The sequence below is a fragment of the Actinomadura sp. K4S16 genome, from assembly GCF_008327685.1.
Lineage (GTDB): Bacteria > Actinomycetota > Actinomycetes > Streptosporangiales > Streptosporangiaceae > Spirillospora.
Genome location: NZ_BDDE01000010.1, coordinates 168,593 through 188,315, shown reverse-complemented (window position 1 = coordinate 188,315; position 19,723 = coordinate 168,593). Strand labels below are relative to the sequence as shown.

19 protein-coding genes are annotated in these 19,723 nt (G+C 72.7%); 6 read left to right on the top strand and 13 right to left on the bottom strand.

Going from position 1 to position 19,723, the window contains the following annotated elements; genetic code table 11:
* Positions 1–18: 18 nt before the first annotated feature.
* On the bottom strand, positions 19–1,818 hold the full coding sequence (locus tag K4S16_RS01590; protein ID WP_149257007.1) for a chloride channel protein: 1,800 nt from the start codon (positions 1,816–1,818) through the stop codon (positions 19–21).
* A gap of 94 nt (positions 1,819–1,912) precedes the next feature.
* Between K4S16_RS01590 and K4S16_RS01585 the strand changes: the two genes are divergently transcribed.
* Positions 1,913–2,383, top strand: a complete 471-nt coding sequence (locus K4S16_RS01585) for a CBS domain-containing protein (protein WP_200841634.1) — start codon at positions 1,913–1,915, stop codon at positions 2,381–2,383.
* 108 nt (positions 2,384–2,491) lie between these two features.
* Here K4S16_RS01585 and K4S16_RS01580 read toward each other — a convergent pair whose 3' ends face one another.
* The 3 genes from K4S16_RS01580 to K4S16_RS01570 form a co-directional block, all read right to left on the bottom strand.
* A complete protein-coding gene (locus K4S16_RS01580) occupies positions 2,492–3,892 on the bottom strand; it encodes a DUF1996 domain-containing protein (protein WP_149257005.1) in 1,401 nt (466 codons plus the stop codon).
* Positions 3,893–4,059: 167 nt separating this feature from the next.
* A complete protein-coding gene (locus K4S16_RS01575; RefSeq protein WP_149257004.1) occupies positions 4,060–4,956 on the bottom strand; it encodes an RNA polymerase sigma-70 factor in 897 nt (298 codons plus the stop codon).
* A gap of 116 nt (positions 4,957–5,072) precedes the next feature.
* Positions 5,073–5,723, bottom strand: coding sequence for a TetR/AcrR family transcriptional regulator (locus tag K4S16_RS01570; RefSeq protein WP_149257003.1), 651 nt, complete (start codon positions 5,721–5,723; stop codon positions 5,073–5,075).
* A 152-nt stretch (positions 5,724–5,875) separates the two neighbouring features.
* Between K4S16_RS01570 and K4S16_RS01565 the strand changes: the two genes are divergently transcribed.
* Entirely contained in the window at positions 5,876–7,168 is a 1,293-nt protein-coding gene (locus K4S16_RS01565; protein ID WP_149257941.1) for a cytochrome P450, read from the top strand.
* Positions 7,169–7,263: 95 nt separating this feature from the next.
* Here K4S16_RS01565 and K4S16_RS01560 read toward each other — a convergent pair whose 3' ends face one another.
* The 4 genes from K4S16_RS01560 to K4S16_RS01545 all read right to left on the bottom strand — a co-directional run bounded on the left by K4S16_RS01560 (position 7,264) and on the right by K4S16_RS01545 (position 11,029).
* The gene (locus K4S16_RS01560) at positions 7,264–8,541 is read right to left on the bottom strand and encodes a cation:proton antiporter (protein ID WP_149257002.1); all 1,278 of its coding nucleotides are present in this window, start codon (positions 8,539–8,541) and stop codon (positions 7,264–7,266) included.
* Between the two features lie 9 nt (positions 8,542–8,550).
* The gene (locus K4S16_RS01555) at positions 8,551–9,033 is read right to left on the bottom strand and encodes a cation:proton antiporter regulatory subunit (protein ID WP_149257001.1); all 483 of its coding nucleotides are present in this window, start codon (positions 9,031–9,033) and stop codon (positions 8,551–8,553) included.
* Between the two features lie 164 nt (positions 9,034–9,197).
* Positions 9,198–10,505 carry an MFS transporter gene (locus tag K4S16_RS01550; RefSeq protein ID WP_149257000.1) on the bottom strand — a complete coding sequence of 436 codons (1,308 nt, stop codon included), beginning with the start codon at positions 10,503–10,505 and terminating at the stop codon, positions 9,198–9,200.
* A 2-nt stretch (positions 10,506–10,507) separates the two neighbouring features.
* Entirely contained in the window at positions 10,508–11,029 is a 522-nt protein-coding gene (locus tag K4S16_RS01545) for a MarR family winged helix-turn-helix transcriptional regulator (RefSeq protein WP_149256999.1), read from the bottom strand.
* 161 nt (positions 11,030–11,190) lie between these two features.
* Here K4S16_RS01545 and K4S16_RS01540 point away from each other — a divergent pair, with 161 nt between their 5' ends.
* Both K4S16_RS01540 and K4S16_RS01535 read left to right on the top strand, forming a co-directional pair.
* Entirely contained in the window at positions 11,191–12,231 is a 1,041-nt protein-coding gene (locus K4S16_RS01540) for a hypothetical protein (protein ID WP_149256998.1), read from the top strand.
* 190 nt (positions 12,232–12,421) lie between these two features.
* Positions 12,422–13,495: a hypothetical protein gene (locus K4S16_RS01535; RefSeq protein WP_149256997.1), complete on the top strand. Its 1,074-nt coding sequence runs from the start codon at positions 12,422–12,424 to the stop codon at positions 13,493–13,495.
* Positions 13,496–13,519: 24 nt separating this feature from the next.
* Here K4S16_RS01535 and K4S16_RS01530 read toward each other — a convergent pair whose 3' ends face one another.
* The 5 genes from K4S16_RS01530 to K4S16_RS01510 all read right to left on the bottom strand — a co-directional run bounded on the left by K4S16_RS01530 (position 13,520) and on the right by K4S16_RS01510 (position 17,803).
* Positions 13,520–14,146 carry a dihydrofolate reductase family protein gene (locus K4S16_RS01530; protein ID WP_149256996.1) on the bottom strand — a complete coding sequence of 209 codons (627 nt, stop codon included), beginning with the start codon at positions 14,144–14,146 and terminating at the stop codon, positions 13,520–13,522.
* Positions 14,143–14,619: an SRPBCC domain-containing protein gene (locus K4S16_RS01525; RefSeq protein WP_149256995.1), complete on the bottom strand. Its 477-nt coding sequence runs from the start codon at positions 14,617–14,619 to the stop codon at positions 14,143–14,145. Before K4S16_RS01525 ends, K4S16_RS01530 begins: the two co-directional genes overlap by 4 nt.
* Positions 14,616–14,951 carry a helix-turn-helix transcriptional regulator gene (locus K4S16_RS01520; RefSeq protein WP_149256994.1) on the bottom strand — a complete coding sequence of 112 codons (336 nt, stop codon included), beginning with the start codon at positions 14,949–14,951 and terminating at the stop codon, positions 14,616–14,618. Before K4S16_RS01520 ends, K4S16_RS01525 begins: the two co-directional genes overlap by 4 nt.
* 272 nt (positions 14,952–15,223) lie before the next feature.
* Complete coding sequence (locus tag K4S16_RS01515; RefSeq protein ID WP_149256993.1) at positions 15,224–17,092, bottom strand: FAD-dependent oxidoreductase; 1,869 nt, start codon at positions 17,090–17,092, stop codon at positions 15,224–15,226.
* Between the two features lie 126 nt (positions 17,093–17,218).
* Complete coding sequence (locus tag K4S16_RS01510) at positions 17,219–17,803, bottom strand: TetR/AcrR family transcriptional regulator (protein WP_149256992.1); 585 nt, start codon at positions 17,801–17,803, stop codon at positions 17,219–17,221.
* A 68-nt stretch (positions 17,804–17,871) separates the two neighbouring features.
* Here K4S16_RS01510 and K4S16_RS01505 point away from each other — a divergent pair, with 68 nt between their 5' ends.
* Together K4S16_RS01505 and tatA are read left to right on the top strand one after the other, a co-directional pair.
* A complete protein-coding gene (locus tag K4S16_RS01505; protein ID WP_149256991.1) occupies positions 17,872–19,407 on the top strand; it encodes an NAD(P)/FAD-dependent oxidoreductase in 1,536 nt (511 codons plus the stop codon).
* Between the two features lie 15 nt (positions 19,408–19,422).
* Positions 19,423–19,692 (top strand): twin-arginine translocase TatA/TatE family subunit, encoded by a 270-nt coding sequence (gene tatA, locus K4S16_RS46705; protein WP_149256990.1) that lies wholly within the window; start codon positions 19,423–19,425, stop codon positions 19,690–19,692.
* Positions 19,693–19,723: the final 31 nt, after the last annotated feature.

Below are 19,723 nucleotides of genomic sequence, written 5' to 3'. Positions count from 1 at the left end.
CGACGAGGCCGCCCCCTCTCACACCTGCGCCCCCAGAGCCCCTTCGGGGGCGTGGAGGGCTCGAAGGACGGCCTGGTGGGTGATCCAGCCGGAGAGGACGGTGCGTTCGGGGTCCAGGACGGGCACGCCGGTCCCGTCCGTGGACGTCAGGACGTGAAGGGCGTCGACGAGCGGCATGTCCGTGGTCAGCGGCGTGGGCATCTGCGCCAGACCGCCGGCGGCCGGCGAGCGCCCGGTGTCCGTCCGCGACTCGGTGTCGGCCAGCGCTTCGGCGACCGCACGAGCGGTGACGACCCCTTGGTAGGCGCCTTGGCCGTCCAGAACCGGCAGAGCACCATGCTCGGAGAGGGCGAGCAGCCGGGAGGCGTCCGCCAGGGCGAGCGTGGCCGGCAGCGGCTCGGGGACGGCGTCCATCACACCGCCGACGCGACGGGTCATGCGGGGGTCGGCCGGTGCGGCGTCCAGGTCGATGCCGCGGCGGCGGAGCTTGAGGCTGTAGATGGTGTCGTCCGACAGGTGCCGGCCGACGAGGGCGGCCACGACGATCGCGGTCATCATCGGCAGGATGATGGAGTACTCGCCGGTCAGCTCGAAAAGGATCACCACGGCGGTGATCGGGGCCCGGGCGGCGCCGGCGAACACCGCGCCCATGCCCACCAGCCCGTAGGCGCCCGGTGAGGTGGTGACCGAGGGGGCGAGTTGGTGCGCCGCCGCGCCGAAGGCGCTGCCGAGCATCGCGCCCATGAACAGGCTCGGCGCGAACACCCCGCCGGAACCGCCGATCCCGATGGTCAGGCTGGTGGCGAGGATCTTGCCCACGAGCAGCAGGAGCAGGAACCCGATCACATAGCGGCCGTTCACGGCGTCCTGCAGCACGGGGTAGCCCACGCCGTACATCTGCGGGAGGGCCAGCAGCAGGCCGCCCAGCAGCAGACCGCCCGCGGCGGGCCGCAGCCATTCGGGCCCCCGCCAGAGTGTGTCGCACACGTCCTCCACCGTGTACAGGGCGCGGGTGAACCCGACCCCGGCCAGGGCCCCGAGCAGGCCGAGCAGCGCGAACAGGAGGTACTCGACCGGGTGGGCGACGTGGAAGTCAGGCGGCGACATGAACGAGGCCGAGCCGAACACGGCCCGGCCGATCACGCTGGCCGTCACGCTCGACAGCACCACCACGCCGAACGACTCGACGGTGTAGTCGCGCAGGATCAGCTCCATCGCGAAGAACACCCCGGCCAGCGGCGCGTTGAAGGTCGCGGCGATGCCGCCGGCGGCGCCGCAGGCCACCAGGATCCGCAACCGGTTCTCGGCGACCCTCACGACGCGGCCCAGCGTGGAGCCGAGCGCCGCGCCGATCTGCACGATCGGCCCCTCGCGCCCCACCGAGCCGCCCGCCCCGATGGTCAGCGCCGAGGCCAGGGACTTGACCACCGCGACCTGCGGGGCGATGCGCCCGCCCCGCTGCGCGACGGCGAACATGACCTCCGGCACGCCGTGGCCGCGCGCCTCGGGGGCGAACCGCTGGACCAGCGGCCCGTACACCAGCCCCGCCACCGCCGGCACGAGGAGCACGAAGAACGGCCCCAACCACGGCAGCCGCGGATGCGCGTCCCGTCCGGCCGCGGAGTAGTCGCCGTGCCCCGTCAACAGGTGGGTGAACGCGGTGATGAGCTCGCGGAAGACCACGGCGCCCGCTCCGGCCCCGCATCCGACCAGCAAGGCCAGCAGGACCAGGCCCCACTGGGTCTCGCGGACCTTCGCCGGCAGGCCGCGCGCCCCGCCCTCGACCGGTATCCGTTCCCCTGCCGAACCCTCGCCCACTCACCGGCCCCTTCCGTCGGTTCACCGAGCTAACTATTGCATTATGCAATACGCTGCCCGGTTCGGGTCCGGGGCGGTCGGCTACGTTGGAGCCGTGCGCGCACGAGACCTCGCCGTCGACTACCCGACCGTCACGCCGGACGACAGCGCCCTGGACGCGGCCCGGCTCGTGGCCGAGCATTCGCTCGCGGGGCTGATCGTCGTCGACCCCGACCGCCGCCCCGTCGCGGTGATCCCGGGTTCGCGGCTCCTGCGGGCCATCATCCCGCCGCACGTCCGGGACGACCCCGCGCTGGCCCGGGTCTACGACGAGCGCCACGCCGACAAGCTGTGCGCAAGGCTCGGCGACAGGACCGTCGCGGACCTCCTCGTCGAGGACCGCAAGGCGCTGCCCGTCGTGGACGCCGACGCCACCGTCATGGAGATAGCCAGCGTCATGGCCGCCGACCGCAGCCCCGTCGTCGCGGTCAGCGGCGAGGCCGACCGCACCGACGCGCCCATGATCGGCGTCATCACCGTCGCGCACTTCCTCGACCGGATCCTCCCCGACCGTCCGCCGAGCTGAGCCGTCGGACCTCGGCCCGGCGTCGGCCCTTCCGAGGGCGCCGTCGTCGCCGTCGGCGCGGCGGCCATCGCGAACCGCGGTGCACGGCGGGATGGCCGGCCGGGAGGTTCAGCACCTCCGGTTGCGGTTGACGCACTTGGCGACCGCGGCGTTCAGCCGCTTGGACATGACGTTGATGTAACCGGCGTGGTCGGTGATGGGCTTGTGCTGCTCGGTGGCGAAACCGTCCACCGCGAACCGGACGTCGCCGTCGTTCTTGGGCGCCGTGTTGGGGATGCCCTTGTAGACGAGCGCCATGGTCAGATGCGGGATGGCCTTGAACCCGGCAGGACACCTGCCGTCGTCCTCGGGGAAGACGGCGTGGGCGCGGTGGTTGGCGCTGTCGGTGTTCTTCCCGTCCCAGCAGCTCGGCTCGTCGAAGAAGCGCACCACATCGCTGCCCTTGGGGCAGAGCGGGTACTTGTCGGTGCGCCTGTCGGTGAAGCCGGTGCAGGTCCAGGTCGCCTGCGCGTTGGCGGGCCCCTTGGAGAACGCCTTGGCGTCACCGGTGAACAGCCGCAGGAACCGCGGCATGGCGGTCACCTTCCCGCGCGGGCTGCCGCTGTAGCGCAGGATCACCTTCGAGGGCAGTACCGCGGTGCCGACGTTGTTCTTGTCCTTCTCCGCGGCGCCCTTGCCCGCGTCGCCCTGCCGGCGCACCCGCAGCACCGGCCAGAAGTAGGTCGACTTCTCCGCCTTGATCCGGCAACTGGTGCCGGCGGCGGCCAGGCTCGCGTCGGTGGAGAACGCGTCCGTGGACAGGTTCCCGACGTAGTCGTGCAGATGCTCTGCCCCGTTCGGCACGCCGGGGGAGATGATGATGTTGTCGGTGTTCTGGTGCTTCTCCTTGTCCGTGCCGCACCGGGAGGTGAAGCTGCCCCGCGAGGCCTTCCGGTTCGGGCGGACCTTCGTCCGGACCGGTCTCACCTTGCGGATGTCGATGAAGTCGGCGGCGGCCGGCCCGACGACTCCGTTGCCCGCCCCTGCGCCGCCCTGGCCGCCGCCATCCTGGCCGCTGCCGCCGCCCTGTCCGCCGCCGGTCAGCCGGCACCGGGCGAGCGCGCCCAGAGCGGGGGGCTGCTGCCCGGCGCGCTGGAAGCTGATGGCGATGCGGTCGAGGGCCGCCGCGCGCTTGTCCTCCAGCGGCTTCAGCACCGCGTTCACCGCGAGCTGCCGTCCGCCGCGCTCGGGCAGGCTCTTCAGCCTGCGGTTCGCTTCCGCGATCTGGGAGTCCAGCAGCGCCAGTTCACGCGCGACCTCGGCCTGCTGGGACGCGGGCACCCGCGGAAGCCGCGGCTTGACGGCGGGACAGCTGACGCTCTGGGGCGCGGCCCCGTCGGCGGACGACAGGCTGGTATCGGCCGACCGGCCACACCCCGCCACCCCGGTCGCGACCATGGTGAAGCCCGCGCCGAAAGCGAGGAAGGCAATGGATCTCTTCTTGCGTCGTGCACGCACGGAGCGCTGCATCTGGCACCTTCCGCTTCTTCACAAGATCCCCGCTACCGCAGGCGGTACGTGCGCGGCGCCGAGAACGTTCACCCATGGGGGAACCGCTCCGGCGTGCGGCGGGACCGCTGCGGCGGAGCGGCTCAGCGCGAGCCGCCTGCCGCGGGTGGTCCGCCCGCGGCCGGTGCTCAGCGGAGGGTGAGCGCCGTCTCGGACTCGACGCGGGTCAGCTTCTCGGGGTTGCGGACGTAGTAGAGCCCGGAGATGCGGGCGTCCTCGACGCGGACCGCCAGGACGCCGTCGAGTTCGCCGTCCAGCCGCAGGACGAGGGCCGGGCCGCCGTTGACCACGGCCACCTCGGTGGTGATCTTGTGCCGGATCCGGCCGGTGCCGCCGATGATGAAGCGGGCCACCTTCGCCGCCCCGGTGACGGGCCGCGGCGCGGCCTGCTTGAGGCCGCCGCCGTCGCCCATCAGGACGACCTCGGGGGCGAGCACGTCGAGGAGGCCCTGGAGGTCGCCGGTCTCGACCGCGCGCCGGAACGACTCCAGGGCCGCCCGGGTCTCGCCCGGCGAGACCGCCTCCCGCGGGCGGCGCGCGTCCACGTGCCCGCGGGCGCGGTGCGCGATCTGCCGGACGGCCGCGGGGCTCTTGCCGACCGCGTCCGCGATCTCGTCGTAGCCGACGGCGAAGACCTCGCGCAGCACGAAGACGGCGCGCTCGGTCGGCGACAGCGTCTCCAGGACGAGCATCAGCGCCATCGACATGCTCTCGGCGAGCTCGACGTCCTCGGCCACGTCCGGTGAGGTGAGCAGCGGCTCGGGCAGCCAGGGGCCGACATAGGACTCCCTGCGGCGGGTCATCGTGCGCAGCCGGTTGAGCGCCTGCCGGGTCGTGATCCGGACCAGGTAGGCGCGCCGGTCGCGCACCTGCCCCAGGTCGACCTTGACCCACCGGAGCCACGTCTCCTGGAGGACGTCCTCGGCGTCGGCCGCGGAACCGAGCATCTCGTAGGCGACGGTGAAGAGCAGCTTGCGGTGGGCGACGAAGTCCTCGGTCGCCGGGTCGGCGGCGTGGTCGCTCATGGCATGGTCCTCCCGTTCGCGCGCTCGTTCACTGGACACCGGCGGCGGGCCGTTCGTGACGTCCGCGCGAGTGCGCTCCGTCACAGCGGCGGCGTGGCTGAGGCCCGTGCCGCCCCTCAGCGGAGGCGGTGGTGGAGGGGCGCGGCCAGCTCGATCGTGCTCATCATGAGGGCGACGGTGTAGTCGATCAGGTGGTCGCGGTCGACGTCCAGTTCGCCGCGGAACCAGGTGCTGAACAGCTCCCAGAGGCCGGCCGTGAGGGTCAGGCCGGTCAGCTCGACGTCGATGTCGCGAAGGAGGACCTGGTCCAGGGTCTCGTGGGTCTGCGCGGTGAAGATCGCGGCCATGCTCCGGAAGATCTCGATGCGCCGCCCCTGGAGCAGGGGGGAGGACGGGAACGCGTGGGTCAGGATGTGGGCGCGGCGCGGATCGCCGGTCAGGAAGTCGAAGATCGCGGTCACCACGGCGCGGGTGCGGGCCTGCGGGTGGCGGGGGGCGCCGCGGGCGGCGGACAGGATCACGTCGGTGCCCTGGGCGACCTGGTCGTCGACGATCGCCAGGAGCAGCGCCTCCCGGTCGGGGAAGCTCTCGTAGAAGTAGCGGTCGTTGAGCCCGGCCTCGGCGCAGACCTTCCGCACGGTCGTGGCGGCCCACCCCTGGGTGCCCAGCAGTTCCAGCCCGGCCGCCATCAGCGCGGCGCGGCGGCGGGACCGGCGCTGCTCGGCGGGCACGCCGCCGTAGGGGCGCGCACGGGAGGTCTCGGTCACAGCCCCGATTGTGCCGCATCCCTTGACTTCGCCCCTAATTCTGGAGACGGTACACACCAGAAATATCTGGTGTGTCGCTTCACCAGAAATCTCGGTCGCGACGAGACGGGAGCGTGAGGTCGGTGGCCACGGAGATCCCCCCACAGCTGACCATGGCGGACATCGACCTGGGCGATCTGCGCTTCTGGACCCGGCCGCTGGAGGAGCGGGCGGAGGCGTTCGCCGTGCTGCGCGCCCAGCCCGCGCCGGTGCTCTTCACCCTGCCCAAGATCCCGTTCCTGGGGCAGAGCCCGGGGTCGTGGGCGCTGGTCCGCCACGCCGACGTGGCGGAGGCCAGCCGCAACCCGGAGGTGTTCAGCAGCGAGCCCAGCGCCACCAGCCCTGCGGACATGCCCCGCTGGATGGACGGCTACTTCAACTCCATGATCGACATGGACGATCCGCGGCACGCCAAGATCCGCCGGATCGTGTCCCGGGCGTTCAGCCCGAAGATGCTCGCCAAGGCCGAGGACGACATCGCGCGGCGGGCCGCCCGGATCGTGGACGAGCTGATCGAGGCGGGCGGCGGCGACTTCGTGTCCCGGGCCGCCGCGCGGCTGCCGGTCGAGGTCATCTGCGACATGCTGGGCATCCCCGCCCGCCACCACCGGCGGGTGGTGGACCTGACCAACATCATCGTCGGCTACAGCGACGCCGAGTACGTGGGCGCCACCGTCGAGTACAGCCGCGGCACCGCGCGGATGGGCCGGCTCGGCACGCTCCGCATGCTGGGCACGGTGGCGTCGGCGGGCTTCCGGCTGCATCGGCTGGCGGCCCAGCTCGGACGCGAGCGCAGGGCGTCGCCCACCGGCGACCTGACCTCGGCGCTGGTGAACGCCAACGTCGACGGCGAGCGGCTGAGCCCGCGCGAGTTCGCCGCGTTCTTCCTGCTGCTGGTGGTGGCCGGGAACGAGACCACCCGCAACGCGATCGCGCACGGCCTGAAGCTGTTCACCGACCACCCGGACCAGCGCGATTTGCTGCTGGCCGACTTCGACGGGCGCATCGCCGGGGCCGTCGAGGAGATCGTGCGCTACAGCAGCCCCGTCATCTCCATGCGGCGCAACCTCACCCGCGACCACGAGATGAACGGGCACACCTTCCGCAAGGGCGACCGGGTGACGCTGCTCTACTGGGCCGCCAACCGCGACGAGTCGGTCTTCACCGACCCCGACCGCTTCGACATCACCCGCTCACCGAACCCGCACGTCGGGTTCGGCGGACCCGGCCCGCACTTCTGCCTGGGCGCCAACCTGGCCCGGCGGGAGATCACCGTGATGTTCCGCGAGCTGTTCACCCGTCTGCCCGACATCACCGCGGGGGAGCCCGACCGTCTCCAGTCCGGCTTCATCAACGGATACAAGCGCCTGCCCTGCACCTTCACGCCTCCGCGCCCCCGGGGCTGAAACGGCGGCGGCCGTTCCCGCCCCGGGGGCGGCGCGCCGGCGAAGACCGAGGCGGCGCCCGCGGTGGTCGGTCCAGAAGGCGGCGCGGGAGCGGTTCACTGCCCGCGGGGCGCCGCCGAGCCGCTCACGGTGCCCATGTCGTCCCGTTCGTCGCCGCGGTCGTCGGCGGTGCCCCCGGACCGGGGGACCGGCACGCGCTTCTCGCGGTCCTCGCGGGCCGGCCGGGTGCGGCGCCAGCGGAGGAAGGGCTCGACGCCGCGGGCGATCAGCGGCCCGGCGATCGCCAGGATCAGCACGTAGGCGGCGGCCAGCGGCCCGAGCCGGGGATTGATGCCGGCGGACACGGCCAGCCCGGCGATGACGATGTTGAACTCTCCGCGCGGGACCAGCGCTGCCCCGGCGCGCAGGCGTCCGCGGGAGGCCACCCCCGCGCGGCGGGCGGCCAGCCATCCCGAGGCGAGCTTGGTGGCGATCCCGGCCGCGGCGAGCAGCGCGGCCACCCCCAGCACGGGGGGCAGCTGGCCGGGGTCGGTGTGCAGGCCGAAGAACACGAAGAACACGGCGGCGAACAGGTCCCGCAGCGGTGCCAGCAGGTCGCGGGCGGTGTGGGCCAGCGGTCCCGACAGGGCGATGCCGACCAGGAACGCCCCGACCGCCGCCGACACCTGCAGCTGCTGGGCCAGGCCGGCCACCAGGAGGGTCAGCCCCAGCACCTTCAGCAGCAGCACCTCGTCGGTGGGGCTCGCCACGAACCGCTCGACCAGCTTGCCGTGCCGAAGCGCGATGAACAGGATCAGGGTGATGGTGGCGGCGGCGATGCCCAGGGTGGTCGCCCCTGCGACCAGGGAGGCCCCGGCCAGCAGCGCGGTGAGGATCGGCAGGTAGGCGGCCATCGCCAGGTCCTCGAACACCAGGATCGACAGCACCGCCGGGGTCTCCCGGTTGCCCAGCCAGCCGAGGTCCCCCATCACCTTGGCGGTGATCCCGGAGGAGGTGACGTAGGTGACGCCGCCGAGCGCCACCGCCGCCACCGGCCCCCAGCCCATCACCAGCGCCACCGCCACCCCCGGCGTGGCGTTGAGCAGCAGGTCGGCCAGCCCCGCCGGAGCCGAGGTGCGCAGCGTTCCGACCAGTTCCCCGGCGGTGTACTCCAACCCGAGGGTGAACAGGAGCAGGATCACCCCGACCTCGGCGCCGAGCGCCACGAACTCCTCACTGGCGCCGAGCGGCAGGATGCCGCCTGAGCCGAAGGCCAGCCCTGCCACCAGGTACAGCGGGATCGGTGAGATGGAGAAGCGGACCGCCATCGCGCCCAGCAGGCCCAGCGCCAGGACGATCGCGCCCAGTTCGATCAGTTGTGTCGCAGCGTGCATAGATCCCTCTCACCCGCCGTGCAGGATGGCCGCGACGGCGGCCGTTCCCTCGTCGGTGCCGACCACCACCACGACGTCCTCGGCGCGGAACTCGAAGTCCGGTCGCGGGCTGGCGATGACCTCGCCCTCGCGGACCACCGCCACGATCGAGGCGCCGGTACGGGTCCGGGCCCGGGTGTCGCCCATCCGGCGGCCCACGTACGGCGAGGCGGCCGTGAGCGGGATCTGCTCGGTCATCAGGCCGTCGACCTGCCGGTTCAGCTCGGCCAGCCGTTCCACCACGCGGCCGGTGCCCAGCAGCTCGGCCAGGGCGTTGGCCTCCTCGTCCGCGAGCGCCACCGACACCACGCAGGTATCGGGATCGTCCTTGTCGTAGATCACCAGATCCCGGCGGCCGGTGCGGTGCGACACCACCCCGATCTGGCGGCCCCGCCCGGTGGTGAACACATGCCGCAGCCCGATGCCCGGCAGCGATGTCCGCTCGACGTCCATGGCCCTCTCCTGTTTGCTCCGTGATCTCCGTGGCCGGCCCGGCCGCCCCTGATCGCCGCCAATGAGGTTCCGAACATGATTTCAGAGCCGACCGGAACACGACATTAGGTGAATTCCGCGGTGGCCAGTGCAGCTCACGGATGGGGCGAGGGCCTCGCCCGCCCTCATCCGGGCCCCTCCGCGACCGGCGGCTGGGCCTGGATCGCGGGCGGTCGGACGTGGTCGCGCTCGTGCACGAGCCGGTGCCGGCGCAGGGGGCGGTTGGAGAGGCCGACGGAGACGACGGCGGCCGCCGCGGCCAGACCGCCCGCGAGGAGGGCCGCCGGCGCGGAGGTGAGGGACGCGAGGAGCCCGCCGCGGAAGTTGCCGATCTCGGGGCCGGCGACGCCGATGACGTGCTCGACCGAGGAGACCCGGCCCCGGTAGTGGTCGGGCGTCTCGATCTGCACCAGCGCGCCGCGGGTGACCACGGCCACGGTGTCGGCCGCGCCGGCGGCGGCCAGGCAGCAGAGGGCGAGCCAGAGCGGCGCGGCCAGGCCGAAACCGGCGAGGGCCAGGCCCCACACCGTGGCCGCGACGAGCTGGACCAGGGCGCTGCGGCGGAGCCGGGTGACCGTCCCCGAGAGCAGGCCCGCCGCGAGCCCGCCGACCGCGAGCGCGGACAGGAACAGCCCGAGCGTCCGGGGGTCGCCGCCGAAGCGGAGCTCGTTGACCACGGGGAAGAGCGCGACGGGCATGGCCAGGACGGTGGCGGCGAGGTCGATGCTGAAGGACCCCCAGAGGATCGGGTGCCGGAAGACGATCGCCCAGCCTCCCGGAAGCGGCCCCCGACCGGGCCGTCCCGCCTGCGGGGAGCCGTCGGCGCGCGGCGCGGGCATCGCGGGCAGCCGGATCACGGCGGCCAGCGACGCGGTGACGGCCAGGGCCTGGATCGCGTACGCGGCGGGGTAGCGCCACTGCGCGAGCACGACGCCCGCGATCGCGGGCCCGACCAGCATGGCCGCCTGGAAGGCGATGTTCTGCAGCGCGAGCCCCGCGGCGACCTGGTCGGCGGGCAGCAGCCGGACGGGGAAGGTGCGCCGGGCCGGGGCCCCGAGCGCCGCGCAGCCGGCGCCGGCGGCGACCAGGGCCAGCAGCAGCGCCACCGACCGGTTGCCCGCGGCGGCCTGCGCCGTGAGGGCCAGGGCCGCGAGCGCCTGGCCGCCGGTGGTGGCGCGGACGAGGCTCCTGCGGTCCATGGCATCGGCCAGCGACCCCCCGACCAGGCCGAGGACGAGCATCGGCCCACCCGTGGCGAGCCCGATGGCCCCGGTCCACAGCGGGCTGCGGGTCAGCTCCCACACCTGCTGCAGGACGGCGACGACGGCGATCTGCCCGCCGATCGAAGCGAGGGACGACCCGAGCCACAGGTCGCGGAACGCCCGGCTGCCGCGCAGCGGACGGACGTCGACGACCGTCTCGCGCCAGACCACGGCTACTGCTCGGCCGGGGCGGCCGGAGGCGCGGGATGGGGGAGCGGCGCCTCCAAGCGGGAGAGGATCCGGTCCCGCATCGGCCGCCGGGCCAGCGCGCGCTCCAGTTCGGCGACGACGCCGCTGAGCGGATGGGGCACCTCGTCGTCGAGTTCGGCGACCGCCGCCTCGGTCGCGCGCCATTCGGCCTCCAGGAAGGGGACGAGGCCGCGACCGCGGTCGGTCAGGGTGATGCGCCGCGTGCGGGCGTCCGCGCCGGGCTCGGAGTCGACCAGTCCCTCGCGGCGCATCGCCGCGATCGTCTGGCTCATCGCCGAGTGGGAGCGGTCCAGCGACTCGGCCAGTTCGCGGATCGTCAGCGGGCCGGTATGGGCGAGCCGGATCAGGGGGTAGGCGAACCGGGGGCGGACTCCCCGGATGCCGCGCTCGGTGTACAGCGATTCGATCTGGGCGTCGATGGCGGTCAGCAGGGCGAACAGGCCGCTCCACCGCCCGGGCGCCGCGGTCGGGTCCGAAGATGTCACAGCGCTAATATAACAGCGCTCATGCATTCACCCCGGCGGGGCCGCGGAGTGCGCCCAGACCTGGAGGGGAGGCGCCTCCCTCTGCCGGGGGAGGCCTGTCGGCCTGTCGCGGATGAGGCTGGGCCCTGACGTTCGTCGAGGCGTTGAGGGCGAGGGAACACATGACGGAAGCGCCGGCCGGCCGTGCCCTGCCGCTGACCGGATGGTGGCGGCGGTGGCCTTCGTGGGCGGGATACGCCGCAGCCGGATGTGCCGCACTGTACGGAGCGGCACTCCTGGCGGGCGCGCTCGCGGGACGCCTGTCGGTGGTCGGCGTGCCCGGCTCGGCCCTGCCCGCGACCGCCCTGCTGCTGGTCGGTGCGGTGTTCGCGGCCGCCACCGTCCGCCCGTGGGGACGGGCGCTCCCGGTCCGGGTGGTCTCCGCGGGCGTGTGGACCGCGGCCGCGTCGGCCTTGGCCGGCAGCTGCTTCGTGCTGCTGAACCTGATCGAGCTGGTGCTGACGGGCTCCGTCCGCGACCGCGGCGGGGACGGCGACTGGTCGGGCTTCGCCGAGCGGCTGTGCTTCGCCGCGGTCGGTGCCCTCTTCGCGGCCTCGGCGGTGTCGTGGCGCCGCCGGACGGCCTCGGCCTGCACCCGCTGCGGACGGGTGCACACCCGGCGGACGGCGGGCGTGGAACGTCCGGCGCCCCAGGCCGCGCCGCGCAGGGTGCGCTGGACCGCCTACGCCGGCTGCGCGGCGTTCGCGCCCTACTTCACCCTGCACGCCCTGGGCACTCTCGGCGGCTGGGCCGAGGTCGAGGACCACTACACCGACGGGCCACGCCCTTACATGCTGCTGGTCCTGCTGCTGCTCATCGGCCTCGCGGATTTTCTCCTGCTGGGCCTGGTCCGCCCCTGGGGCATGGTGTTCCCGCGCTGGGCGCCGTGGCTGGCGGGCAGGCGGGTGCCCAGGTTCCTCCCGCTGGCGCCGGTCTGGCTGATCGCCCCGACGCTGGCCCTGTACGGCGCGGGAGGCATGGTCCTGGGGATCCTCCTCGACACCGGGGCCGTCGGCTCCGACCCCCATTGGCCGTCTCTCGGCGAGGCGGCCTCGCTGGCCTTCGGGGGATACGGCTGGGCCCTGGCCATCGCCGCCGTGTCCTACCAGCGCCGCACCCGCCCCCGCTGCGCCGTCTCCCCGGCGTCTCACCAAAAATCGTGAATTCCGAAGAGCGGCCTATTCCTGGCCACTCGCGGGAAGCGGGTTTCCGGCACGTGGGACGCCATGCGTTCCGGTAAAGAATGATCTCGCATTGTGCAGCGATATCGGCAATGCGGGCGTCTCGTCGCGGGCGTGTGTTCAGATGAGGCGGAAGAAGGATCACTTCGGACCCGCGTGGGGGGACAACGGCATGAGGCATCGGGGAGCTTGCATTGCGGCGGCGGTCGGTGCCGCCGCCGTCGTCGCGTCGTTCGGTCATGCGTCGGCCGCGGACCGGCGTCCGGGATCGGTGCTGGCCGAGGAATCGTTCACCAGGGCCACCGCGGATTCGCGCTTCGTCGGGTACGGGTCGGCCTGCCTGACGGGCGCACGGCGCGGGAACCCCCCGGCGGAGGCCGCGAACCATCCGCTCGGGGGCTGCCGCCGGGATCCGGTCGGTCCGGTGCCGCCGGGCGGCGCGGCGCCCCGCGGATACCTCCAGCTCACCGACGCCCACGTCGAGCAGACCGGCGCCGTGATGTTCGACTCGCCGATCCCGGCGAAGGACGGCCTGGAGGTGACCTTCGAGCAGTGGCAGTACGGCAACACCACGCGGGGGCCCGCCGACGGGATCTCGTTCTTCCTGACCGACGGCGCCCGGCGCCTCGCCACGCCGGGCGCGTTCGGCGGAAGCCTCGGCTACGCCCAGAAGCAGCCGGGCGGCAGCCCCGACGCGCAGTTCGTCCCGGGAGTGGACGGCGGCTATCTCGGCATCGGCCTCGACGTCCTCGGGGAGTACTTCGGCGACGGAGAGGGGCGCGGGAACGGCTGCGACCGCCGTTCTCCCGCCGGGACGGCGTTCCGCCCGCCCGCTCCCGGCCCCAACATCGTGACCGCGCGCGGCCCCGGAAACGGCACCACCGGCTATTGCCTGCTCGCCGCCTCCACCGAGAATTCCACGCGGAACGGCCCCTGGCGGTCGTCGCTTCCGGGCCGACTCCACGGCGACCTCAAGAAGATGCCCGCCAATGCCACGCCGGAAAGGGCCGAAAAGCTCCTGGAACCGGTGAAGCGGATCGTCCGCGTGGCGATCTCACGCGGACGGAACCCGGTCGCGACGGTCGACATCGACTTCCGGAACGGCGACGGGTTCAAGCGGGTGCTGAGGTTCGCCGCTCCGAAGCCCGTCCCGAGCACCGTCAAGTTCGGTTTCGCCGCGTCCACGGGGCCGCTGACCGACGTGCAGCTCATCCGCCGGGTCGTCGTGCGCTCTCAGGATCGCTAGCCGGAAGATCGCCGGGGCGGCTGCTCAGGCGAGCGCGGCGACACCTTCGTACTCGCCTTGGAGCGCTTGGCCCGTGGTCTCGTATTCGAGGAGCAGCAGGCCCTTCGGGGTCGCCTCGTGGTGGACGAGCCGCAGACCGGTCGGGACGCCCGGCGCGTCCAGCAGGCGCCGGCCGGTCCGGAGCACCGCGGGTGCCACCACGAGGCGGAGCGTGTCGACCAGCCCGGCCGACAGCAGCGCGTCTCCCAGCCGGGCGCTGCCGTGCACCTGCAGTTCCCGCCCCGGCCGCGCCTTGAGTGCCGCGACCGTCTCCACTGGATCGCCCGCGAGGACGGTGGTGGGGTCCCAGGTCCCTTCGGCGAGGGTGTTGGACACGACGTACTTCGGCAGCGTGTTCATCCGTTCGGCGAACGGGTCGGCCGGGTCGGTGATCTTCGGCCAGTCGCGCGCGAACGCCTCGTAGGTGCGCCGGCCGAGGAGCAGGCCGTCGGCGAGGTCGAGCCAGCCGGAGACGCGCCGGACGAACGCCGGGTCCAGGTGGGGGACGAGCCAGCCCCCGCGGGCGAAGCCGCCCGTGGTGTCCTCGTCCGGCGAGCCGGGGCCCTGGCTGACCCCGTCGAGCGTGACGAACTCGGTAAGGGTGATCTTCATCGTGCGGTCGTCCTCTCGGTGAAGGCGGCCAGTTGGCCGGCGACCGTGCCCCAGCCGTCGGCGAAGCCGAGCTTGTGGTGGTGGGCGCGGGCCTCCGGGTCGCCGTGCCGGACGACGAGCCGGTAGTCCGTGCCGTCCGGATGGTCGTCCAGCGTGATCGTGGCGGTCATCGGGACCGGCGCGGGGTGCGCGGGCCGCCACGTGCTGTCGACCGCGTTGGTGAACACGATCCGGCGGGCCTCCTCGACGGCGAGGAAGCACGCGTCCATGTGCGGGACGAACGCGGACCCGTCCTCGCTCAACCGCGTGACGAACGCCCCGCCGGGCCGCGGTTCCAGGCGGTCCACCACGCAGCGGGCCGGGGCGGGGACCCACCACTGCGCCAGCTGGGACGGGTCCGTCCAGGCGCGCCAGACCGCCGCGCGCGGTGCGCGGATGATCCGCTCCAGGCCGAGGTCGAGTTCGGGATTCATGGCCTTTCCTCCGGGTCGGTGACGAACTGGTCGAGGCGGTCGGTGCGCCCCTTCCAGATCCGGCGCTGCTCGGCGAGCCAGTCGTCGACGAGGGCGAGCCGTTCGCGGTTGAGCGCGCAGGTGCGCACCCGGCCGGACTTGACGGTGCGGATGAGCCCGCTCGATTCGAGGGTCCGCACGTGCTTCATGAACGAGGGGAGTGTCATGGGGAACTCGCGGGCGAGGTCGCCGACGCTCGTGGGCCCGCGGCCGAGGCGCCGCACGACGGCGCGCCGGGTCGGGTCGGCGAGGGCGACGAACACGCCGTCCAGTTCCGCCAAATGCTGTGCCATGCGGCTAAGTATTGCGTCCCCGCGATGGTTAGCGCAAGAGCTAAGTATCGGGGAGGGTGCGCGGCACCGGCCGAGGAGCCGGCCGAGAGCGAGCAGCGCGGTCAGCGCGAAGACGTAGGGACAGGGCGTGCAGGCGAGGGCGCGGGGCGAGGGGCCGATGCCCGCGGCCCCGGCCGGCATCATCTCCCGACCTCCCAGGCCGCCCGCGGCCCTGGCCTGTCGGCGCGCTGGGCCGGGCCGCGGGCGGCGGCTCACCGGGGGAACCGGCCGGACTACGGCTTGGCCGGGTCGTACAGGTCGAAGAAGTTGGCCTCGCCGCGGTCGAAGCGGCGGTCGTCGTCGTCGAAGAAGCCCTTGAACTCGTTCGGCTGGTAGAGCTTGAACAGCTTGGCCGGGGTGCCGTCGGCGCCGGAGGCGTCCAGGATGGCGTTGGCGGCCTTGCGTCCGGCCTCGTTGGCGCCCTCCATGGTGGCCAGGTTGATGTCGGCGCGGACGTAGTCGGAGGCCAGGAACAGGTTGGGCAGGGCGGTGGCGGCCTCGGGCCGGTAGTTCCAGGAGCTGGGCTTGTTGATGAGGAGGGGCTCGTCGTTGGCGACCTGCGGGGTTCCGTTCCCCGTGATGGCCGGGTCGATGAAGTAGGAGTGGATGTTGGCGTCCTGGAGGACGATCCCGTTCCAGGGCAGGGCCCTGCGGAGCTGGGCGACGACCTCCTTGAAGATCTGGTCGGAGGTGCAGTCCTTGGCCGCCTTGCCGTAGAGGATGCCGGGCTTGTCCCAGGCGGACAGGTCGATCGACAGGCACTCGTTGACCTGGCCGTTGCCGTAGGTCGTGCCGAACTTCTTCTTCCAGAACTGGGCCTGGCTGATGGAGGTCAGCGCCCACGGCTGCCCGGCGTAGGCGACGTGCCCCTTGGCCAGGTCGATCGGCTGCCGCAGGTAGATCATGATCCCGTTCATCCAGTCGGTCGTCAGCTCGCGCAGCGACTTCAGGCTCGGGTCGACGGCCAGGATCTGGTCGTTGAGCAGCGGCACGGCGCGCTCGACCGGCACCGCCAGCACGTAGTAGTCGGCGTCGACCGTGCTGATGCCGGAGGCGCCGGTGACCTGGGCCCCGCTGATCTTCTTGTCCTGGACGTCGAGCCGCGTGAGGGTGGCGTCGGACTGGAAGGTCACGCCGAGCGACTTGAGGTAGGCCACCCACGGGTCGATGAGCGCCTCGTTGGTCGGGGCGTTCAGCAGCCGGTCGGGCGCCTTGTAGCCGCCCAGGCCGAGGGTGCTGTAGACCCACGCCTCCGCCATCAGGCCCATGGTGTGGGCGTTGGCCTTGTCGGGCTTGGCCGCCACGAGGGTGCCGGTGAACATCTCCACCAGCAGCTCGTTGTAGGCCTTGGACATCTTCTCGGCGTGCACGAACTGGGAGAAGCTCATGTTCTCCCACTGCTGGTAGCGGCGCTTGGGTCCGCTGGTGACGAACGCGATCATCTTCTGGAGGAAGTAGCCGACCTCCACCACCGGGACGGCCCCGGCCACGTTGAGCGCGGTCTGCAGGAAGGCCAGCAGCGAGTCCGGGCTGAGCGTGCCGATGATGCTGCCCTTGGCGGGCAGGGTGAACTTGGTGCCCTTGTAGAACGCGGCGACCTGGTCGCCCGCGACCAGGTTGTCGAAGGCCTTGCCCCCGCCCGGCAGCGGGATCCGGGACATGGTGTCGGGGAGGTTCTGGTAGAAGCCGGGGAAGAACCGGAACCCGTGCTCGGCGGGCAGGTCCTGGCGGCCCCCGCTCGCGGTGTTCGGGACGGGCATGCTGCGGCACTTGCCGCCCCAGGCCTTGCGCTCGTAGACGGTCACCTGGAAGCCGCGCTCGGCCAGCTCGTGGGCGGTCGACAGCCCGCCCATCCCGCCGCCGAAGATCGCGACACGGCGTCCGGCGGCCGCGCGGCCGGTCCGCGGGGCGCGGCGGGCGGCGGGGACGGCGGCCTGCGCGACCCCGGAGCCGAGGGCTCCGGCGGCGGCGACGGCTCCGGCGGCGGCGATCGCTCCGGTGACGAACTGGCGGCGGCCCAGCCCGCCGCCGGCGCCCGGTCGCCCGCTCGCCGGCGGCTCGCTCTGCGACGACGGGGTCTGCGATGGAGTCCTTTCCTCCACGGCGCACTCCTTGGGGGTGGTTGCTAACCGACACTCATGTCGGTTGTGGATGGCCCCTCACTATGAGCACGCCGCCGCGCGGCGTCAACCCCTTCGCGTGATCTCGTTCCGGGGGAGCGCGCCGGGTCACCGCGGTCTGCCGAGTCCGTTCCACAGCAGCCTCACCACGCCTTCGACCAGCAGGGATCTGGGCATTTCGGGATTGCGCTCCCACCACTGCGCCACCCCGTCCAGGCCGGTGATGATGAGCTCCACCATCGCCTCGGCGATCGGTTCGCGGGGGTCGACGCCCATCGCCCGCATATCGTCGGCGAGCAGGGCGGTCACCGCCTGGGCCCGGGACTCCCGGATGCCCTGGCGGACGATCCGGATCTCCGGATCGTTCTCGTTCGCGTGGTCGAAGAGAAGTCTGCGCCCGGCGGACCCGGTTTCGGTAAAGCTGAAATACGCATCGATGGTCGACCGCATCCGCTCCTCGGCGGGTCCCACCGCGGTGATGCGGGCGCCGACGTGACTCATCAGCGCCGTGTTCTGCTCCTGCATGACGGCCAGCAGCAGGCCGCGCTTCGACGGGAAGTGGTCGTACACCACCGTCCGCGCGACTCCGGCGTGAGCGGCGATCTCGCTCAGCGACGTGCCGTGGTAGCCCTTGCCCGCGAAGAGCTCCAGTGCGGCCGCCGTGAGGAGCGCCCGCCGCGCCGGCCCCCGCATCCGCGTCCTTGGCGGATCTTTCCGCATCGTCTTGACTCCCGTCCTCCGGTGCGGCCACCCTAACCGACATGAGTGTCGGAAAAACGCGAGCCGCGGGCGGCGGACGGCCGCCGCGGCGCGGAGGCGGGCCCCGGACCGGGCGCCGCCCGGTCTCGATCGCCGTCGTCGGCAGCGGGTTCAGCGGGATCGGCCTGGCCATCGCCCTGAAGAAGGCGGGCTTCGAGGACATCACGATCTTCGACAGGGCGGACGGGCCGGGCGGCGTCTGGCGCGACAACACCTACCCCGGCGCCGCCTGCGACGCGCCGTCCCACCTGTACTCCTACTCCTTCGAGCCCAAGTCCGACTGGGCGCGCCGGTTCGCCGAGCAGCCCGAGATCCTCGCCTACCTGCGCCACTGCGCCGACAAGTACGGCCTGACGCCGCACTTCCGGTTCCGCACCACGGTCACCGACGCCTACTTCCACGCCGCGACCGAGCGCTGGCGCCTGCACACGAGCGACGGCGAGGTCCACGAGTTCGACCTGTTCGTCGCCGCATGCGGGCAGCTGTCCAACCCGTCCGTGCCGCGCCTGCCCGGACAGGACCGGTTCGGCGGGACGATGTTCCACTCCGCCCGCTGGAAGCACGACCACGATCTGGCGGGCAGGCGGGTCGCCGTGGTGGGCAACGGGGCCAGCGCGATCCAGTTCGTCCCGCTCATCGCCCCCGCCGCCGAGCGGCTGACGGTCTTCCAGATCGAGGTGCACTGGATCAGCCGCAAGCCCGACCGCCTCTACCCGCGCTGGCGGCACGCCCTCAACCGCCGCCTGCCCGCGGTGCAGCGGCTCTCGCGGCTGGGCGTCTTCCTGTGGTTCGAGTGCGTCCTCAACCCGGCGCTGATCTCCCCGCGCGGCCGCCGCGTCCTGTCGCTGCCCGTCCGCCTGCTGTGCCGGTACGCGCTCCGGTCGGTCCGCGATCCGGAGCTCCGGCGGCGCCTCACGCCCCGCTACGAGCCGGGCTGCAAGCGCATCCTCACCTCGAGCGAGTACTACCCGACGCTCAACCGCCCGGACGTCGCCGTGGTGGACAGCCCCATCGTCGAGCTCACCCCCGCCGGGGCCCGGACCGCCGACGGCGGCCGCCACGTCTTCGACACCCTCATCTGGGCCACCGGGTTCCGCTCCCAGGACTTCGTCGCGCCGATGCGCGTCTTCGGCGCCCACGGGCAGGAGCTCAACGCCGCCTGGAAGGACGGCGCCCGCGCCTACCTCGGTCTCGCCGTCACCGGCTTCCCCAACTTCTTCCTCATGTACGGGCCGAACACCAACGTCGGGTCCGGCTCCATCGTCCACATGCTCGAAAGCCAGGCCGCCTACATCGTCCAGGCGGCCCGCCTCCTCGCCGGCGGGGTGACCTCGATGGACGTCCGCGCCGACGTCCTCGACCGCTTCGACGCCGCCGCCCAGGACCGGCTGTCCACCTCCGTCTGGAACCAGGGCGGCTGCGACAGCTGGTACCTGGACGCCGACCACCGCAACACCAACAACTGGCCGGGCTCCATGACCGGCTACCGCCGCCGCACCCGCCGCCTCGATCCGACCGACTACCACCTCGCACACTGACGGAAGGGGACCGCCATGGCCGGCCTCGGCGCCAGCGAAATGCTCATCATCCTGGCCGTCGTCCTGCTGCTCTTCGGTTCGGCGAAACTCCCGCAACTGGCCCGCTCGCTCGGACGCTCGGCACGCATCCTCAAGACCGAGACCCAGGGCCTGTACGACGACGAACCCGCCGACCGCCCGGCCGAGGGCGGCCCGCAGCCGCCCCCGGGACGGCGGGCCGCCCTCCCGCCCGGACGTCCATCGGGCACGCCCGCCGAATACGGCGAGACCGAACGAGCGGGCTAGCGGGATCCCCTGCCTCATCGCCACCTGGAGA

Bases quoted from the DNA above. Each gene is read 5' to 3' on its own strand.
- K4S16_RS01580 (WP_149257005.1), bottom strand. From the start codon at position 3,892: ATGCAGCGCTCCGTGCGTGCACGACGCAAGAAGAGATCCATTGCCTTC.
- K4S16_RS01575 (WP_149257004.1), bottom strand. From the start codon at position 4,956: ATGAGCGACCACGCCGCCGACCCGGCGACCGAGGACTTCGTCGCCCAC.
- K4S16_RS01565 (WP_149257941.1), top strand. From the start codon at position 5,876: ATGGCGGACATCGACCTGGGCGATCTGCGCTTCTGGACCCGGCCGCTG.
- K4S16_RS01560 (WP_149257002.1), bottom strand. From the start codon at position 8,541: ATGCACGCTGCGACACAACTGATCGAACTGGGCGCGATCGTCCTGGCG.
- K4S16_RS01555 (WP_149257001.1), bottom strand. From the start codon at position 9,033: ATGGACGTCGAGCGGACATCGCTGCCGGGCATCGGGCTGCGGCATGTG.
- K4S16_RS01540 (WP_149256998.1), top strand. From the start codon at position 11,191: ATGACGGAAGCGCCGGCCGGCCGTGCCCTGCCGCTGACCGGATGGTGG.
- K4S16_RS01535 (WP_149256997.1), top strand. From the start codon at position 12,422: ATGAGGCATCGGGGAGCTTGCATTGCGGCGGCGGTCGGTGCCGCCGCC.
- K4S16_RS01530 (WP_149256996.1), bottom strand. From the start codon at position 14,146: ATGAAGATCACCCTTACCGAGTTCGTCACGCTCGACGGGGTCAGCCAG.
- K4S16_RS01525 (WP_149256995.1), bottom strand. From the start codon at position 14,619: ATGAATCCCGAACTCGACCTCGGCCTGGAGCGGATCATCCGCGCACCG.
- K4S16_RS01520 (WP_149256994.1), bottom strand. From the start codon at position 14,951: ATGGCACAGCATTTGGCGGAACTGGACGGCGTGTTCGTCGCCCTCGCC.
- K4S16_RS01510 (WP_149256992.1), bottom strand. From the start codon at position 17,803: ATGCGGGGGCCGGCGCGGCGGGCGCTCCTCACGGCGGCCGCACTGGAG.
- K4S16_RS01505 (WP_149256991.1), top strand. From the start codon at position 17,872: ATGAGTGTCGGAAAAACGCGAGCCGCGGGCGGCGGACGGCCGCCGCGG.
- tatA (WP_149256990.1), top strand. From the start codon at position 19,423: ATGGCCGGCCTCGGCGCCAGCGAAATGCTCATCATCCTGGCCGTCGTC.